Origin of the sequence: Pseudomonas guariconensis, from assembly GCF_024127895.1 — a bacterium.
Classification (GTDB): Bacteria; Pseudomonadota; Gammaproteobacteria; order Pseudomonadales; family Pseudomonadaceae; genus Aquipseudomonas; species Aquipseudomonas guariconensis_B.
In genome coordinates this window covers 47,939-65,277 of the sequence record NZ_JAMYBK010000019.1, presented here as the reverse complement: position 1 = coordinate 65,277, position 17,339 = coordinate 47,939, and the positions used below count along the sequence as shown (strand labels likewise).

Sequence of the window (17,339 nt, the reverse complement as noted above, 5' to 3'; positions counted from 1 at the left end):
GACTCCCTTTAGGGACCACTGATGAGGGTAATAACTGTGCTTGAAGCCTACCGCAAACACATCGAAGAGCGTGCCGCCCTGGGTGTCGTGCCCCAGCCGCTGAACGCCGAACAAACTGCAGGCCTGGTCGAGCTGCTGAAAAACCCGCCGGCCGGCGAAGAAGCCTTCCTCGTAGACCTGATCACCCACCGCGTTCCCCCAGGAGTCGACGAAGCCGCCTATGTCAAGGCCGCTTTCCTCTCCGCCATCGCCAAGGGCGAAGCCACCTCGCCGCTGATCGACCGCAAGCACGCCACCGAGCTGCTGGGCACCATGCAAGGCGGCTACAACATCGAGACGCTGGTCGCGCTGCTGGACGACGCCGAACTGGGCACCGTCGCGGCCGAACAGCTCAAGCACACCCTGCTGATGTTCGACGCCTTCCACGACGTGGCTGAAAAAGCCAAGGCCGGCAACGCCAATGCCAAGGCCGTCCTGGAATCCTGGGCTGCTGGCGAGTGGTTCACCGCCCGCCCGGCCATCGCCGAGAAATACACCCTGACCGTGTTCAAGGTGCCTGGCGAAACCAACACCGACGACCTGTCCCCTGCCCCGGATGCCTGGTCGCGCCCGGACATCCCGCTGCACGCCCTGGCCATGCTGAAGATGGCCCGCGACGGCATCGAGCCGGTCCAGCCAGGCTCGGTCGGCCCGCTCAAGCAGATCGAGGAAGTCAAGGCCAAGGGTCACCCGGTCGCCTACGTCGGCGACGTGGTCGGCACCGGTTCCTCGCGTAAATCCGCCACCAACTCCGTGCTGTGGTTCTTCGGCGACGACATCCCATACGTGCCGAACAAGCGCGCCGGTGGTTTCTGCTTCGGCACCAAGATCGCCCCGATCTTCTACAACACCATGGAAGACGCCGGCGCCCTGCCGATCGAATTCGACTGCACCAACCTGGCCATGGGCGACGTCATCGACGTCTACCCGTTCAAGGGCGAAGTCCGCCGCAACGGTAGCGACGAGCTGGTCACCACCTTCGAGCTCAAGACCGAAGTGCTGCTCGACGAAGTCCGCGCTGGCGGCCGTATCCCGCTGATCGTCGGCCGTGGCCTGACCGAGAAGGCCCGTGCCGAGCTGGGCCTGGGCGCTTCCGACCTGTTCAAGAAGCCCGAGCAGCCTGCCGACTCCGGCAAGGGCTTCACCCTGGCGCAGAAGATGGTCGGCCGTGCCTGCGGCCTGCCAGAAGGCCAGGGCGTACGCCCGGGCGCTTACTGCGAGCCGAAGATGACCACCGTCGGCTCCCAGGACACCACCGGCCCGATGACCCGCGACGAGCTGAAGGACCTGGCCTGCCTGGGCTTCTCCGCCGACCTGGTCATGCAGTCGTTCTGCCACACCGCGGCCTATCCGAAGCCGATCGACGTCACCACCCACCACACCCTGCCGGATTTCATCCGCACCCGTGGCGGCGTGTCCCTGCGTCCGGGCGACGGCATCATCCACAGCTGGCTGAACCGCATGCTGCTGCCTGACACCGTCGGCACCGGCGGCGACTCGCACACCCGCTTCCCGATCGGCATTTCCTTCCCGGCCGGTTCCGGCCTGGTGGCTTTCGCCGCTGCCACCGGCGTCATGCCGCTGGACATGCCAGAGTCGGTCCTGGTGCGCTTCAAGGGCAAGCTGCAGCCGGGCATCACCCTGCGTGACCTGGTCCACGCCATCCCTTACTACGCGATCCAGCAGGGCCTGCTGACGGTCGAGAAGAAGGGCAAGAAGAACATCTTCTCTGGCCGCATCCTGGAGATCGAAGGCCTCAACGACCTGACCGTCGAGCAGGCGTTCGAGCTGTCCGACGCCTCGGCCGAGCGTTCCGCCGCCGGTTGCACCATCAAGCTGCCGGAAGAGTCGATCGCCGAGTACCTGAAGTCGAACATCACCCTGCTGCGCTGGATGATCAGCGAAGGCTACGGTGATGCCCGTACCCTGGAGCGTCGCGCCCAAGCCATGGAAGCCTGGCTGGCCGACCCGCAGCTGCTGTCGGCCGACGCCGACGCCGAGTACGCCGCGGTCATCGAGATCGACCTGGCCGACGTCAAGGAGCCTGTGCTCTGCGCGCCGAACGACCCGGACGACGCCCGCCTGCTGTCGACCGTTGCCGGCGACAAGATCGACGAAGTGTTCATCGGTTCGTGCATGACCAACATCGGTCACTTCCGCGCTGCCGGCAAGCTGCTGGACAAGGTCAAAGGCGGCATCCCGACCCGCCTGTGGCTGGCGCCACCAACCAAGATGGACGCCCACCAGCTGACCGAGGAAGGCTACTACGGCATCTACGGCAAGGCCGGTGCGCGCATGGAAATGCCAGGCTGCTCGCTGTGCATGGGTAACCAGGCACGTGTGCAGACCGGCTCGACCGTGGTCTCCACCTCCACCCGTAACTTCCCGAACCGCCTGGGCGACGCCACCAACGTCTACCTGGCATCGGCTGAACTGGCCGCAGTCGCCTCGATCCTCGGCAAGCTGCCGACCGTCGAGGAATACCTGCAGTACGCCAAGGACATCGACAGCATGGCTGCCGACGTCTACCGCTACCTGAGCTTCGACCAGATCGCCGAGTTCCGCGAAGCGGCGGCCAACGCCCAGATCCCGGTGGTCCAGGCGTAAGAAGCGTCAAGCTTCGAGCTGCAAGCTACAAGAAAAAGCCCTGGCAGAGATGCCGGGGCTTTTTCGTTGGGCTTGCGGGCCCCTTCGCGGGCAAGCCCGCTCCCACATGGCCCTGCAAATCACATCCTATGTGATCGACGCAGCCCCTGGAGGAGCCAGCCAGCTTGCCGGCGATGGGCCGCAAAGGAGCCCCTTCGCGGGAGGTCAGATCACGAACAGATCGACGAACCTGTGCACCGCCGTGCCTTCCAGCCGCACCTGATCCTTGCACAGCGCGAAAATCGTCTCGCAGCGCTGCGGGGCGAAGCGCGTCGCCAGGTTTTCCCTGAACTTCGCTTCCAGCAAGGGAATCCCCTCCGCACGCCGACGCCGATGACCGATGGGGTACTCCACCACCACCTGCTCGGTCTGCGTACCGTCCTTGAAGAACACCTGCACGCCATTGGCAATGGAGCGCTTGTCCGCCTCCAGGTACTCACGGCTGAAACGCGGCTCCTCGACGATCTGCATCTTCGCCCGCAAGGCATCGATCAGCGGGTGGGCGGCATGGAAGGCATCCTCGTAGTGCTCGGCCACCAGGTTGCCGAAGATCAGCGGCACGGCGGTCATGTACTGAATGCAGTGGTCACGGTCGGCGGCGTTGGCCAGGGGGCCGACCTTGGAGATGATGCGGATCGCCGACTCATGGGTGGTGATGACGATGCGGTCGATCTCGCCCAACCGGTCGCGCACCTGCGGATGCAAGGCCACCGCCGCCTCGCAGGCGGTCTGGGCATGGAACTCGGCAGGGAAGCTGATCTTGAACAGCACGTTCTCCATCACATAGCTGCCGAACGGCTGGGGTAGCCGGAAACTGCGCTGGGCTTCGGGCTTGAGCGCGAGGTCCTTGTTGGTGTGGCTGAACAAGACATCGTAGAACCCCCACTGGGGCGCGGTCAGTACGCCGGGGATGCCCATCTCGCCACGCAGGGCGATATCGGCCAGGCGCACCCCGCGACTGGAGGCATCGCCCGCCGCCCACGACTTGCGCGAACCGGCATTGGGCGCATGGCGATAGGTGCGCAACGCCTGGCCGTCGACGAAAGCATGGGACAGCGCCGACAGCAGTTGTTCTCGGTTGGCCCCCATCAGCCGGGCGCACACCGCCGTGGAGGCGACCTTGACCAGCAACACATGGTCCAGGCCGACGCGATTGAAGGCGTTCTCCAGGGCCAGCACGCCCTGGATCTCGTGGGCCATGACCATCGCCTCGAGCACCTCGCGCAGGGTCAGCGCCGGCTCGCCATTGGCCACGCGCTTTTGCGACAGGTGATCGGCCACGGCGAGAATGCCGCCGAGGTTGTCGGACGGATGCCCCCATTCGGCGGCCAGCCAGGTGTCGTTGTAGTCCAGCCAACGCACGATACAGCCGATGTCCCAGGCTGCCTTGACCGGGTCCAGGCGGTAGGCGGTGCCAGGCACCCGGGCGCCATGGGGTACCACGGTCCCCTCCACCAGCGGCCCCAGGTGCTTGGTGCACTCGGGGAAGCGCAGCGCCAGCAGGCCGCAGCCCAGGGTATCCATCAGGCAGTTGCGCGCCGTGTCCAGCGCCTCGGCCGACTCGACCCGGTAGTCGAGCACGTAGTCGGCGATGGCTTGCAACACCCGGTCGTAGTCCGGGCGGTCGTTCAGGTCTACGTTGGCACTCATCTTCTGCTCCTTGAGAATGAGGGCTGCAAAGCAGCCCCACTACCACCGCAGGGCCTGCCCTGCGTTCTTCGAAGCCGAGCGCCAGAGGCGTGCTAGAAGCTGTCGCCAGGCACGCGTACCCAGCCCTCCATCAACACGCGGGCGCTACGGCTCATGATTGCCTTGGTCACCGTCCACTCACCGTCCACCTTGCGCGCCTGGGCACCGACCCGCAAGGTGCCAGAGGGGTGGCCGAAACGCACGGCGCTGCGCTCGCCCCCGCCGGCGGCGAGGTTCACCAGGGTGCCGGGTACGGCCGCGGCCGTGCCGATGGCGACTGCCGCGGTGCCCATCATGGCGTGGTGCAGCTTGCCCATGGACAGCGCGCGCACCAACAGGTCGATGTCAGCGCTCTCGACCACCTTGCCGCTGGACGCGGTATACGAGGTCGGCGGCGCGACGAAGGCGACCTTCGGCGTGTGCTGGCGCCCGGCGGCTTCGTCGACGTGCTCGATCAACCCCATGCGCACCGCGCCATGGGCACGGATGGCCTCGAACCGGGCCAGCGCCTCGGGGTCGCCATTGATCGCATCCTGCAGCTCCGTGCCGCTGTAGCCGATCTCGGCGGCATTGACGAAGATGGTCGGGATGCCGGCATTGATCAGGGTCGCCTTGAGGGTCCCGACACCGGGGACCTCCAGGTCGTCCACCAGGTTGCCGGTGGGGAACATGGCGCCCCCGTCGCCGTCTTCGTCGGCGGCCGGATCGAGGAACTCCAGTTGCACTTCGGCCGCCGGGAAGGTCACGCCGTCGAGCTCGAAGTCGCCGGTCTCCTGCACCTCGCCTTCGCTGATCGGCACATGGGCGATGATGGTCTTGCCGATGTTGGCCTGCCAGATGCGCACGGTGGCGGTGCCGTTGCGCGGAATGCGCGCAGGGTCCACCAGGCCGCCGCTGATGGCGAAGGCGCCGACCGCGGCGGAGAGGTTGCCGCAGTTGCCGCTCCAGTCGACGAAGGCCTTGTCGATGGCGACCTGACCGAACAGGTAGTCGACATCATGGTCCGGGCGGGTGCTGCGCGCGAGGATCACCGTCTTGCTGGTGCTGGAGGTGGCGCCGCCCATGCCATCGATCTGCTTGCCATAGGGATCGGGGCTACCGATCACCCGCAGCAGCAGCGCATCACGGGCAGGGCCCGCAACCTGGGCGCGCTCGGGCAGGTCCTGCAGGCGGAAGAACACGCCCTTGCTGGTGCCGCCACGGATATAGGTGGCGGGGATTCTGATCTGGGGTACATGTGCCATTGCTGTGCTGTCCTGATTGTTTCGTTCCGGCGAAAACCTGGGGCTGCTGCGCAGCCCTTTCGCGACGCAAGGCCGCCCCGGCAGGAGCGGCCCGCTTCACTCAGGCGGTCGCTTCCAGGAAGTCCTGGGCGAAGCGCTGCAACACCCCGCCGGCCTCGTAGATCGACACTTCCTCGGCGGTATCCAGGCGGCAGGTCACCGGCACCTCGACCCGCTCGCCATTGCGCCGGGTCACCACCAGGGTCAGGGTCGCCCGCGGCGTGCGCTCGCCGAGCACGTCGTAGGTCTCGCTGCCATCGAGGTCCAGGGTCTTGCGGTTGGTGCCTGGCTGGAACTCCAGCGGCAACACGCCCATGCCCACCAGGTTGGTGCGGTGGATGCGCTCGAAGCCTTCGGCGACGATCGCCTCCACGCCCGCCAGGCGCACGCCCTTGGCCGCCCAGTCGCGGGACGAGCCCTGGCCATAGTCGGCACCGGCGACGATGATCAGCGGCTGCTTGCGCTCCATGTAGGTCTCGATCGCCTCCCACATGCGGGTCACCTTGCCCTCCGGCTCGATGCGCGCCAGCGAGCCCTGCTTCACGCTGCCATCCTCGTTGCGCACCATCTCGTTGAACAGCTTGGGGTTGGCGAAGGTGGCGCGTTGTGCGGTCAGGTGGTCGCCACGGTGCGTCGCGTAGGAGTTGAAGTCCTCTTCCGGCAGGCCCATCTTCGCCAGGTACTCGCCCGCGGCACTGTTGGCCAGGATGGCGTTGGACGGCGACAGGTGGTCGGTGGTGATGTTGTCCGGCAGCACCGCCAGCGGGCGCATGCCACGCAGGCTGCGCTCGCCGGCCAGGGCACCTTCCCAGTACGGCGGGCGACGGATGTAGGTGCTCATCGGCCGCCATTGATACAGCGGCGCGACCTTCGGCCCCTTGTCCTGCTCGATGGCGAACATCGGGATGTACACCTGGCGGAACTGCTCTGGCTTGACCGCGGCACGCACCACGGCGTCGATTTCCTCGTCGCTCGGCCAGATGTCCTTGAGGCGGATCTCCCGGCCATCGACCACGCCCAGCACGTCCTTCTCGATGTCGAAGCGGATGGTGCCGGCGATGGCGTAGGCCACCACCAGAGGTGGCGAGGCGAGGAACGCCTGCTTGGCGTACGGGTGGATACGCCCGTCGAAGTTACGGTTGCCCGACAGCACCGCGGTGGCGTACAGGTCGCGGTCGATGATCTCCTGCTGGATCTTCGGGTCCAGGGCGCCGGACATGCCGTTGCAGGTGGTGCAGGCGAAGGCGACGATGCCAAAGCCCAGTTGCTCGAGCTCCTGCTCCAGCCCCGCTTCCTGCAGGTACAGCTGCACAGCCTTGGAGCCGGGGGCCAGGGAGGACTTCACCCAGGGCTTGCGCGCCAGGCCGAGCTTGTTGGCATTGCGCGCCAGGAGGCCTGCGGCGATCACGTTGCGCGGGTTGCTGGTGTTGGTGCAACTGGTGATGGCGGCGATGATCACCGCGCCGTCGGGCATCTGCCCCGGTACCTCTTCCCAGGCGCCAGCGATGCCCTTGGCGGCCAGGTCGGCGGTGGCGACACGGGCGTGCGGGTTGGACGGGCCGGCCATGTTGCGCACCACGCTGGACAGGTCGAAGCGCAGCACCCGCTCGTACTCGGCCTTGGCCAGGCTGTCGGCCCACAGGCCGGCGGCCTTGGCGTAGGTTTCCACCAGCTTGACCTGCTGGTCTTCGCGGCCGGTCAGCCGCAGGTAATCGATGGTCTGTTGGTCGATGGCGAACATCGCCGCGGTGGCGCCGTACTCCGGGGCCATGTTGGAGATGGTGGCGCGGTCGCCCAGGGTCAGGGCACGGGCGCCTTCGCCGTGGAACTCGAGGTAGGCGCCGACCACTTTCTGCTTGCGCAGGAATTCGGTCAGGGCCAGCACCAGGTCGGTGGCGGTGATGTTCGGCGCGAGCCGGCCGCTCAGCTCGACGCCGACGATCTCTGGCAGGCGCATCCAGGAGGCCCGGCCGAGCATGACGTTCTCGGCCTCCAGGCCACCGACGCCGATGGCGATCACGCCCAAGGCATCGACGTGCGGGGTGTGGCTGTCGGTGCCGACACAGGTGTCCGGGTAGGCCACGCCGCGGTCGTTGTGGATCACCGGCGACATCTTCTCCAGGTTGATCTGGTGCATGATGCCGTTGCCTGGCTGGATCACGTCGACGTTCTTGAACGCCTTCTTGGTCCAGTTGATGAAATGGAAACGGTCTTCGTTGCGACGGTCCTCGATGGCGCGGTTCTTCTCGAACGCCTGCGGATCGAAACCACCGCACTCCACCGCCAGCGAGTGGTCGACGATCAGTTGCACCGGCACCACCGGGTTGACCTGGGCCGGGTCACCGCCTTTGTCGGCAATGGCGTCACGCAGGCCAGCCAGGTCGACCAGGGCGGTCTGGCCGAGGATGTCGTGGCACACCACCCGCGCCGGGAACCAGGGGAAGTCGAGGTCGCGCTTGCGCTCGATCAACTGCTCCAGGGAGGCGTTGAGGGTCGCCGGGTCGCAGCGTCGCACCAGGTTCTCGGCGAGCACGCGGGAGGTATAAGGCAGGCCATCGTAGGCGCCGGGCTTGATCGCCTCGACCGCCGCGCGGGCGTCGAAGTAGTCCAGGTCGGTGCCTGGCAGGGCTTTGCGGTATGCAGTGTTCATCATTCAGGCTCGGTCACAGGATTCGGAAGGCTCCACCGGCCCTGTGGGAGCGGGCTTGCCCGCGAATGCGTCAGCAGGCGCACATGGGTAGGCCGGTCGGGCGCATTCGCGGGCAAGCCCGCTCCCACAGGGGAAACGGGTTGCCTCTCTATTTCTATTCAGCGCTGCTCGATCGGCACGAACTGGCGCTGTTCGACACCGATGTACTCGGCGCTTGGGCGGATGATGCGGTTGTTGGCGCGTTGCTCGAAGACGTGCGCCGCCCAGCCGGTCAGGCGCGAGCAGACGAAGATCGGGGTGAACAGCTTGGTCGGGATGCCCATGAAGTGGTACGCCGAGGCATGGTAGAAGTCGGCGTTGGGGAACAGGCGCTTCTGCTCCCACATGGTCTTGTCGATGGCTTCGGAGACCGGGTACAGCACCTTGTCGCCCACCTCGTCGGCAAGCTGCCGGGACCAGCCCTTGATCACCTCGTTACGCGGGTCGGACTCCTTGTAGATGGCATGGCCGAAGCCCATGATCTTGTCCTTGCGCTCGAGCATCTTGAGCAGCTCGGCGACCGCCTCCTGCGGGCTCTGGAAGCGCTCGATCAGTTCCATCGCCGCTTCGTTGGCGCCCCCGTGCAGCGGGCCGCGTAGCGTGCCGATGGCGGCGGTGACGCAGGAGTACAGGTCCGACAGGGTCGAGGCGCAGACCCGGGCGGTGAAGGTCGAGGCGTTGAACTCGTGCTCGGCGTAGAGGATCAGCGAGACGTTCATCACCTTGACGTGCAGCGGGCTCGGCTGCTTGCCGTGCAGCAGGTGCAGGAAGTGACCGCCAAGGGTGTCCTCGTCGCTGGTGCAGTCGATGCGCACGCCATGGTGGGAGAAGCGGTACCAGTAGCACATGATCGCCGGGAACACCGCCAGCAGCCGATCGGTCTTCTCGCGCTGGGCTTCGAAGGTCAGTTCCGGTTCCAGGGTACCCAGTACCGAGCAGCCGGTACGCATCACGTCCATCGGGTGGGCGTCGCGCGGGATACGCTCGAGCACTTCCTTGAGGGTTTGCGGCAAGTCGCGCAGCCCCTTGAGCTTGCGCTTGTAGTCGGCAAGTTCCGCCTTGCTCGGCAGTTCGCCGTACAGCAGCAGGTAGGCGACTTCCTCGAATTCGGCAGCGGCCGCCAGGTCACGCACATCGTAACCACGGTAGGTCAGGCCGGCACCGGCCTGGCCGACGGTCGACAAGGCGGTCTGCCCGGCCACCTGGCCACGCAGGCCTGCGCCACTGAGTACTTTTGCTTCGGCCATGGTGTGTTCTCCTTTCTTGAACTTGTTATGTGAAGTCTTACAGGCTAATCCGACATATCTGTACCGCCCCATCGCCGGCAAGCCGGCGTCCACAAGTACAGCGCACCCTTTGCAACTTGCGCGCCCTGTGGAGGCTGGCCGACCAGCGACGAGGCCGGCGCTGGCTCAGGCTTTCTTCTGGGCGAACAACGCATCGAGGCTCTGCTCGAAGGCGTGGTAGCCGATGGCATCGTAGAGCTCCATGCGCGTCTGCATGGTGTCGATGACGTTCTTCTGCGTGCCGTCGCGGCGCAGCGCGGTGTAGACGTTCTCGGCGGCCTTGTTCATGGCACGGAACGCCGACAGTGGGTACAGCACCAGGGAGACATCGACCGACGCCAGTTCCTCGGTGGTGTACAGCGGCGTGGCACCGAACTCGGTGATGTTGGCCAGGATCGGCGCCTTCACCCGGTCGGCGAAGGTCTTGTACATCGACAGTTCAGTGATCGCTTCCGGGAAAATCATGTCGGCACCGGCCTCGATGCAGGCGGCGGCGCGGTCCAGGGCGGCGTTCAGGCCTTCCACGGCCAGGGCGTCGGTACGCGCCATGATCACGAAACTGTCGTCGGTGCGGGCGTCCACCGCGGCCTTGATGCGGTCGACCATCTCCTGCTGGGAGACGATCTCCTTGTTCGGCCGGTGGCCGCAGCGCTTGGCGCCGACCTGGTCCTCGATGTGCAGGGCGGCGGCGCCGAACTTGATCATCGAACGCACGGTGCGGGCCACGTTGAAGGCCGAGGCGCCGAAGCCGGTATCGACATCCACCAGCAGCGGCAGGTCGCAGACATCGGTGATGCGGCGCACGTCGGTCAGCACGTCGTCCAGGCCGCTGATGCCCAGGTCCGGCAGGCCCAGGGAGCCGGCGGCGACACCGCCGCCGGACAGGTAGATGGCCTTGAAGCCGGCGCGCTTGGCCAGCAGGGCGTGGTTGGCATTGATGGTCCCGACCACCTGCAACGGATGTTCGGCAGCGACCGCGTCACGGAAACGCTGGCCGGGCGTGCTCTTCAAAGTCATGACTCACCTCGTGGGCTATTGTTGTCGGCGCCTTGGTAGTGACGCTCGATGTTGCGCTTGGATGCGCCGATGTGCCGGCGCATCAGGAGTTCGGCCAGTTCGCCGTCGCGGCCTTCGATGGCATCGAGGATGCGATGGTGCTCGGCGAAGGCCTGGTGCGGGCGGTTGGGCGTGGCGGAAAACTGGATGCGGTACATGCGCACCAGCTGGTACAGCTCGCCGCAGAGCATCTTGACCAGGGTCTGGTTGCCGCTGCCCTGGATGATCCGGTAATGGAAGTCGAAGTCGCCTTCCTGCTGGTAGTAGCCAAGGCCGGCCTGGAAGGTGGCGTCGCGCTCGTGGGTGTCGAGCACCCGGCGCAGTTCGTCGATCTCGGCCTGGCTCATGCGCTCGGCGGCCAGGCGGCAGGCCATGCCTTCGAGGGACTCGCGGATCTCGTACAGCTCGATCAGCTCGGCGTGGCTGAGCGACACCACCCGGGCACCGACATGGGGCACGCGCACCAGCAGGCGCTGCCCCTCCAGGCGGTGGATGGCCTCGCGCAGCGGGCCGCGGCTGATGCCATAGGTACGCGCCAGCTCAGGCTCGGAGATCTTGCTGCCCGGCGCGATCTCGCCCTTGACGATCGCTGCCTGGATGCGTCGGAAAACGTGCTCCGAGAGGGTTTCCGTTTCATCCGGGAGGGCCAGGGAAGCCTGGGTTGAGTCCAGCATATTGTCGACACCTTGTATTTCACTAGCGCCAAAGCTAGCTAAACATAGGCGATACGTCAAAGACAAAATCAACATTGTCGACAATCGTCTAAGAACGAACTTAACGGCTGCAAATGCTGTCAGAACGCGGCGCGCTGGCGTCGAGACGTTGGCGTGATAGAATGCCGCGCTTCCCAAGGGAGGATGGATATAGTGTGCCTGTCATCGTTTCATGCTGTTGACAGATGAACGAGGATGCTTGCGCAGTACTTGCCAGTCGCCTTGCCCCGAACCCCGCACAGCACCGCGCCAGGATTTATGAGACTCACACCCGTTTCACTGCTGTTCTGCCTCGCCCTGCTGCCGGCCCACGTCCCGGCGGCGGAAAAGACCGTGTATGGCCTGAACGAATATGCCCGTCTTTCCGACCTCGACCTGGAAGTGGCGGCCAAGCTCGACACCGGCGCCAAGACCGCCTCCCTCAGTGCCCGCGACATCAAGCGCTTCAAGCGCGATGGCGAAAGCTGGGTACGCTTCTACCTGGCCATCGATGCCGCCCACTCGCACCCGATCGAGCGCCCGCTGGCGCGGGTCAGCAAGATCAAGCGGCGCGCCGGCGACTACAATCCCGACGAAGGCAAGGCCTACACGGCCCGCCCGGTCATCGAACTGAACATCTGCATGGGCCGCGCGCAGCGCACCATCGAAGTCAACCTCACCGACCGCAGCGCCTTCCAGTTCCCGCTGCTGATCGGTTCCGAGGCGCTCAAGCACTTCGACGCGCTGGTCGACCCAAGCCTTAAATACGCGGCCGGCAAACCTGCCTGTGCCACCGAAGCTCCCAAAGCAGAGTAATCCCGATGCGCTCTCTTACCCTCCACCTGAAAGTCCTGATCACCGTCCTGGTGCTCCTGGGCGTGCTGGTCACGGCCTACCAGATCTTCATTCTCGGCATCCCGGTCACCGAGGACGAGACCGACGATTTGTGGAACATCGACGCCAAGGTCGAGTTCATCGCCAACCCCAAGGACCCGGTCAAGGTTCAGATGTTCGTGCCGCCGCTGAACCGCGACTACGTCAGCCTCAACGAGAGCTTCATCTCCAACAACTACGGGGTGAGCGTCAACCGTGTCGACGGCAACCGCAAGGTGACCTGGTCGGCGCGCCGCGCCAGCGGCAACCAGACCCTCTACTACCGCCTGGTGCTGACCAAGCGCTACAGCAACGAGAAGACCACGGTCAAGGGCCCGACCTTCCGTGACAGCCTGGCCGTCGAGGGCCCCGAGAAGATCGCCGCCGAGGCGTTGATGGCGCCGATCCGCCAGCACTCGGCCGACGTCGAGACCTTCGTCAGCGAGACCATCAAGCGGGTCAACAACCTCAACGACGACAACGTCAAGCTGCTGCTGGGCGGCGATACCTCGGCCCTGAACAAGGCCAAGGTCATCGACCTGCTGCTGTCGATCGCCCACGTGCCGATGGAGAAGGTGCACACCATCCGCCTGGTCGCCGATACCCCGCAGAGCCCCGAGCTGTGGCTGCGCAGCTTCAACGGCAACGACTGGCTGTACTTCAACCCCGACACCGGCGAGCAGGGCCTGCCCAACGACCGCCTGCTGTGGTGGGTCGGCGACGAGAACCTGGTCACCGTCGATGGCGGCCGCAAGGCCAACGTCACCTTCAGCATGAACAACAGCGAGATGAACGCCATCCGCCTGGCCAAGCTGACCGACGAGAACACCGACGCCGACTTCCTCGAGTATTCCCTGTACGGCCTGCCGCTGCAGACCCAGCAGACCTTCATGATCATGGTGATGATCCCGATCGGCGTGCTGGTGATCCTGGTGCTGCGCAACCTGATCGGCATCCAGACCCTGGGTACCTTCACCCCGGTGCTGATCGCCCTGGCCTTCCGCGAGACCCAGTTGGGCTTCGGCATCATCCTGTTCACTGTGATCACCGCCCTGGGCCTGTCGCTACGTTCCTACCTCGAGCACCTGAAGCTGCAGATGCTGCCGCGCCTGTCGGTGGTGCTGACCTTCGTCGTGGTGCTGATCGCCGCCATCAGCCTGTTCAGCCACAAGCTGGGCCTGGAGCGCGGCCTGTCGGTGGCACTGTTCCCGATGGTGATCCTGACCATGACCATCGAGCGCCTGTCGATCACCTGGGAGGAACGTGGCGGCGGCCATGCCATGAAGGTGGCCATCGGCACCCTGTTCGCCGCCTCCCTGGCGCACCTGCTGATGATGGTGCCGGAGCTGGTGTACTTCGTCTTCACCTTCCCGGCCGTACTGCTGGTTCTGGTGGGCTTCATGCTGGCGATGGGCCGTTACCGCGGCTACCGCCTGACCGAGCTCGTTCGCTTCAAGGCTTTCGTGAAGGCTGACGCCTGATGTTCGGACTGATCAAGACCTGGAAAGCCCTGGAGGCCCGGGGCATCATGGGTATCAACCGGCGCAACGCGGACTACGTCCTGAAGTACAACAAGCGCCACCTGTACCCGATCGTCGACGACAAGATCATCACCAAGGAGCGTGCGCTCGAGGCTGGCATCCATGTGCCGGAGATGTACGGCATCATCGAGACCGAGAAGCAGATCGAAAAGCTCGACCAGATCATCGGCGGGCGCAACGATTTCGTCATCAAGCCGGCCCAGGGCGCCGGCGGTGACGGCATCATGGTCATCGCCGACCGCTTCGAGGACCGCTATCGCACGGTGTCGGGCAAGATCATCAGCCACGGCGAGATCGAGCACCAGATCTCCAGCATCCTCACCGGCCTGTATTCGCTCGGTGGGCATCGCGACCGCGCGCTGATCGAGTACCGGGTGACCCCGGACCAGATCTTCAAGAGCATCAGCTACGAAGGCGTGCCGGACATCCGCATCATCGTGCTGATGGGCTACCCGGTGATGGCCATGCTGCGCCTGCCGACCCGTCAGTCGGGCGGCAAGGCCAACCTGCACCAAGGCGCCATCGGCGTGGGCGTGGACCTGGCCACCGGTGTCACCCTGCGCGGCACCTGGCTGAACAAGATCATCAGCAAGCACCCGGACACCACCAACGCGGTGGATGGCGTGCAGTTGCCGAACTGGGACGGCTTCATGAAGCTCGCGGCCAACTGCTACGAGCTGTGTGGCCTGGGCTACATCGGGGTGGACATGGTCCTGGACCAGGACAAGGGCCCGTTGATCCTCGAGCTCAACGCCCGCCCGGGCCTGAACATCCAGATCGCCAACGACTGCGGCCTGACCCAGCGCACCCATGCCATCGAGGCGCACCTGGAGGCGTTGGCCAAGGACGGCGTCACGGAAGATGCCGAGCAGCGGGTGCGTGTGTCCCAGGGGTTGTTCGGGCACGTTCATCCGCAGTGATCCGCCGTATCGGGGCCGCGAAGCGGCCCCAGTCATTTGTCAACGCGAGAGGCTAGCGCGACGATCACGAAAGCGCTCGCTCTAAATGGAAGCCGAATAGCTGTCGCAGCCAGAGCTGGCCGCCCCTCCCCCAGGCGACTACAATCGCCCTCCTCGCTTTGTCATCGCCACCCACTCGCATGCCGACCTGTACGCTCCACGCCCTGCCCTACCAGCCCGACCCGGCCACCTACTTCGCCCGCCTGCGCCAGGCCCCCGGGGCAATCCTGCTCGACAGCGCCCGCCCAGGTGCCGAGCGCGGCCGCTTCGACCTGCTCAGCGCCTGGCCGCTGCAACACCTGCAGGCTCAAGCCGGGGAAGAAGGTCGGGCCTACCTGCAACGCCTGCGCAACGCCCTGACGCAGTTGGGCCGAGCGACACTGCCCGAAGGCATCGAACTGCCCTTCGCCGGCGGCCTGATCGGCTACCTGAGCTACGACTTCGGCCGGCGCCTGGAGCACCTGCCGAGCCTGGCGCGGGACGATCTCGGCCTGCCCGATGCACAACTCGGCCTGTATGCCTGGGCCCTGGTCAGCGACCATCGGCTACGCACCAGCCAACTGGTCTTCCACCCAAGCCTGGACGCCCGCGAGCGGGAGCGCCTGGTCCACCTGTTCGAAATGCCCGAAGCCTGTGAGCCCGGTGACTTCCAACTGCTCGCCCCCATGCGCGGCGACCTGCAGCCCGAGCAATACCGGGCAGCCTTCGACAAGGTCCAGCAGTACATCCAGGCCGGTGACTGCTACCAGATCAACCTGACCCAACGCTTCCGCGCGCCCTGCCAGGGCGACCCGTGGCGGGCCTACCAGGCTCTGCGCAAGGCCTGCCCGACGCCCTTCTCCGGCTACCAGCAGTTGGCCGACGGCAGTGCCCTGCTGAGCTTCTCACCGGAGCGCTTCATCCAGGTCAGCCAGGGCCAGGTGGAAACCCGCCCGATCAAGGGCACCCGCCCCCGCTCCAGCGACCCGCAGGAAGATGCCCGCAACGCCGCCGAGCTACAGGAGAGCCCCAAGGACCGCTCGGAAAACCTGATGATCGTCGACCTGCTGCGCAACGACCTGGGGCGTACCTGCGAGATCGGCTCGGTCAAGGTACCTGAGCTGTTCAGCCTGGAGAGCTACCCCAACGTCCATCACCTGGTCAGCAGCATCACCGGGCGCCTGGCCAGCGGCAAGGACGCGCTGGACCTGATCGGCGACAGCTTCCCCGGTGGCTCGATCACCGGCGCTCCGAAGATCCGCGCCATGCAGATCATCGACGAACTGGAGCCAGCGCGCCGGGCGCTGTATTGCGGCTCGCTGCTGTATGTGGATGTACGCGGCGAAATGGACAGCTCCATCGCCATCCGCAGCCTGTTGGTCAAGGATGGCCAGGTCAGTTGCTGGGGAGGCGGCGCAGTGGTGGCCGACTCCGACTGGCAGGCCGAATACGAGGAGTCCATCGCCAAGGTGCGGGTATTGATGCAGACGCTGCAAGGCTTGTGACTGGCGCCGCCCTTTACGCGGGCAAGCCCCAGGGCTGCCTTGCGCCCCAAGATGGCAGCCGAGCATCTTGATTGACCTACACAGGCGACACCCTGGCATCCACTCACCATCGCAGGGCGTCTACCCCGCCATTTTTTGTTACCATCGCCCTATTACGAGCGCACAGCGCCATACACACGATGGAAACCGCCTGATGAGCCAACCCTTCGACGTCGCCACCCTCGCCGCGACCTATGCCAGCAAGTCCCCACAGGACATCCTCAAGCTCGCCTTCGAGCACTTCGGCGACGACTTGTGGATTTCCTTCAGCGGTGCCGAGGACGTGGTACTGGTGGACATGGCCTGGAAGCTGAACAAGCAGGTCAAGGTATTCAGCCTCGACACCGGCCGCCTGCACCCGGAAACCTATCGCTTCATCGACCAGGTCCGCGAACAGTACAACCTGCCGATCGAGATCCTCAGCCCGGATCATGCCAAGCTCGAACCGTTCGTCAAGGAAAAGGGCCTGTTCAGTTTCTACAAGGATGGCCATGGCGAGTGCTGCGGCATCCGCAAGATCGAGCCGCTGCGCCGCAAGCTGGCCACCGTGCGCGCCTGGGCCACCGGCCAGCGCCGCGACCAGAGTCCGGGCACCCGCAGCCAGGTGGCCGCGCTGGAGATCGACACGGCGTTCTCCACCCCTGAACGTACCCTGTACAAGTTCAATCCGCTGGCGCAGATGACCAGCGAGGAAGTCTGGGGTTACATCCGCATGCTCGAGCTGCCCTACAACAGCCTGCACGAGCGCGGCTTCATCAGCATCGGCTGCGAACCCTGCACCCGTCCTGTACTACCCAACCAGCACGAGCGCGAAGGCCGCTGGTGGTGGGAAGAGTCGACCCAGAAGGAATGCGGCCTGCACGCGGGCAACCTGATCAGCAAGGCCTGAAGCGGGCCCAGCTTCAAGCCACAAGAAAAGCAGACCGGGCACAGGCTAATGCCGGTCAGTTAAGACTTTCAGTTGTCATTTGGGGCCGCTTCGCGCCCCATCGCCGGCAAGCCGGCTCCCACACCGTCCGTGCAAACCGCATCATGTGTGGTCGCCGCGGTCCCTGTGGGAGCC

General features: G+C 65.5%; 12 protein-coding genes. 6 read left to right on the top strand and 6 right to left on the bottom strand.

The genetic code is table 11. From position 1 onward, the window contains the following. Nucleotides 1-36: 36 nt before the first annotated feature. A complete protein-coding gene (gene acnB / locus NJF35_RS18330; RefSeq protein WP_225790216.1) occupies nucleotides 37-2,646 on the top strand; it encodes a bifunctional aconitate hydratase 2/2-methylisocitrate dehydratase in 2,610 nt (869 codons plus the stop codon). A 204-nt stretch (nucleotides 2,647-2,850) separates the two neighbouring features. Here the strand turns inward: acnB and prpD are convergent, their stop codons facing one another. The 6 genes from prpD to NJF35_RS18300 all read right to left on the bottom strand — a co-directional run bounded on the left by prpD (nucleotide 2,851) and on the right by NJF35_RS18300 (nucleotide 11,362). After that, nucleotides 2,851-4,335 (bottom strand): 2-methylcitrate dehydratase, encoded by a 1,485-nt coding sequence (gene prpD, locus NJF35_RS18325; protein ID WP_225790182.1) that lies wholly within the window; start codon nucleotides 4,333-4,335, stop codon nucleotides 2,851-2,853. 92 nt (nucleotides 4,336-4,427) lie between these two features. Beyond that, nucleotides 4,428-5,618: a 2-methylaconitate cis-trans isomerase PrpF gene (prpF, locus tag NJF35_RS18320; protein ID WP_225790181.1), complete on the bottom strand. Its 1,191-nt coding sequence runs from the start codon at nucleotides 5,616-5,618 to the stop codon at nucleotides 4,428-4,430. 100 nt (nucleotides 5,619-5,718) lie between these two features. Beyond that, nucleotides 5,719-8,307 (bottom strand): Fe/S-dependent 2-methylisocitrate dehydratase AcnD, encoded by a 2,589-nt coding sequence (acnD, locus tag NJF35_RS18315; RefSeq protein WP_225790215.1) that lies wholly within the window; start codon nucleotides 8,305-8,307, stop codon nucleotides 5,719-5,721. A 158-nt stretch (nucleotides 8,308-8,465) separates the two neighbouring features. Then, nucleotides 8,466-9,593 (bottom strand): 2-methylcitrate synthase, encoded by a 1,128-nt coding sequence (prpC, locus tag NJF35_RS18310; protein WP_225790180.1) that lies wholly within the window; start codon nucleotides 9,591-9,593, stop codon nucleotides 8,466-8,468. Nucleotides 9,594-9,758: 165 nt separating this feature from the next. Continuing rightward, entirely contained in the window at nucleotides 9,759-10,649 is an 891-nt protein-coding gene (prpB, locus tag NJF35_RS18305) for a methylisocitrate lyase (protein ID WP_225790179.1), read from the bottom strand. Beyond that, complete coding sequence (locus tag NJF35_RS18300; protein ID WP_225790178.1) at nucleotides 10,646-11,362, bottom strand: GntR family transcriptional regulator; 717 nt, start codon at nucleotides 11,360-11,362, stop codon at nucleotides 10,646-10,648. The genes prpB and NJF35_RS18300 overlap by 4 nt, the downstream gene beginning before the upstream one ends. A 297-nt stretch (nucleotides 11,363-11,659) precedes the next feature. On the opposite strand from NJF35_RS18300, the gene NJF35_RS18295 reads away from it, so the two are divergent. The 5 genes from NJF35_RS18295 to NJF35_RS18275 all read left to right on the top strand — a co-directional run bounded on the left by NJF35_RS18295 (nucleotide 11,660) and on the right by NJF35_RS18275 (nucleotide 17,165). After that, on the top strand, nucleotides 11,660-12,196 hold the full coding sequence (locus tag NJF35_RS18295; RefSeq protein ID WP_225790177.1) for an ATP-dependent zinc protease: 537 nt from the start codon (nucleotides 11,660-11,662) through the stop codon (nucleotides 12,194-12,196). Nucleotides 12,197-12,201: 5 nt separating this feature from the next. Next, nucleotides 12,202-13,734 carry an inactive transglutaminase family protein gene (locus NJF35_RS18290; protein ID WP_253081779.1) on the top strand — a complete coding sequence of 511 codons (1,533 nt, stop codon included), beginning with the start codon at nucleotides 12,202-12,204 and terminating at the stop codon, nucleotides 13,732-13,734. Next, a complete protein-coding gene (locus NJF35_RS18285; RefSeq protein ID WP_225790175.1) occupies nucleotides 13,734-14,714 on the top strand; it encodes an alpha-L-glutamate ligase-like protein in 981 nt (326 codons plus the stop codon). The genes NJF35_RS18290 and NJF35_RS18285 overlap by 1 nt, the downstream gene beginning before the upstream one ends. Nucleotides 14,715-14,893: 179 nt before the next feature. Continuing rightward, nucleotides 14,894-16,237, top strand: coding sequence for an aminodeoxychorismate synthase component I (gene pabB, locus NJF35_RS18280; protein WP_253081778.1), 1,344 nt, complete (start codon nucleotides 14,894-14,896; stop codon nucleotides 16,235-16,237). Between the two features lie 193 nt (nucleotides 16,238-16,430). Next, complete coding sequence (locus tag NJF35_RS18275) at nucleotides 16,431-17,165, top strand: phosphoadenylyl-sulfate reductase (RefSeq protein WP_253091354.1); 735 nt, start codon at nucleotides 16,431-16,433, stop codon at nucleotides 17,163-17,165. Nucleotides 17,166-17,339 lie beyond the last annotated feature (174 nt).